This is a genomic window from Microcella sp. (genome assembly GCF_046293215.1).
In the GTDB taxonomy this organism is placed as follows: domain Bacteria; phylum Actinomycetota; class Actinomycetes; order Actinomycetales; family Microbacteriaceae; genus Microcella.
Genome location: NZ_JBKBPI010000030.1, coordinates 1 through 527, shown reverse-complemented (window position 1 = coordinate 527; position 527 = coordinate 1). Strand labels below are relative to the sequence as shown.

The following is a 527-nucleotide window of genomic DNA, read 5'->3' as shown; positions in this document are numbered from 1 at the left end:
ACGGGCTTGCGAGGTCGAAGTCGGACCTCGACCAGATTGTCGAGGCAAGCCTTCAGAAGGCAGGGCTCTGGAACGAGGTAAAGGACCGGCTTCAGGAAAGCGGAACCGGCTTGTCGGGTGGCCAACAGCAGCGGCTGTGTATCGCGCGTGCTGTGGCGGTGTCCCCGGAAGTCATCCTGATGGACGAGCCGTGCTCGGCGCTCGACCCGATTGCGACAGCAAAGGTTGAGGAGTTGATCCATGAGTTGAGGACGAACTACTCGATCGTCATCGTCACGCATTCCATGCAGCAGGCGGCCCGTGTTTCGCAGCGAACCGCGATGTTCCATCTCGGCCATCTCGTGGAGGAAGACGATACGGACAAGATGTTCACCAACCCCAATGATCAGCGTACCCAGGATTACATCATGGGCCGCTTTGGTTGATGGCCTAAGGCCACCCGACGCGGAACCTCGAGGAGCTTCATAATGCCATCGTCCCACATCATGTCGGCCTACGACGAAGAACTGAAATTTTTGACGCGCCGC

Annotated in this window: 1 protein-coding gene; it reads left to right on the top strand. The window is 58.4% G+C overall.

Features of this window, described 5'->3' with window-relative positions:
• A partial coding sequence (locus ACK4SC_RS11730) for a phosphate ABC transporter ATP-binding protein (protein ID WP_409618156.1) occupies window positions 1-425 on the top strand: 425 nt, incomplete at its 5' end.
• Between the last annotated feature and the right edge of the window lie 102 nt (window positions 426-527).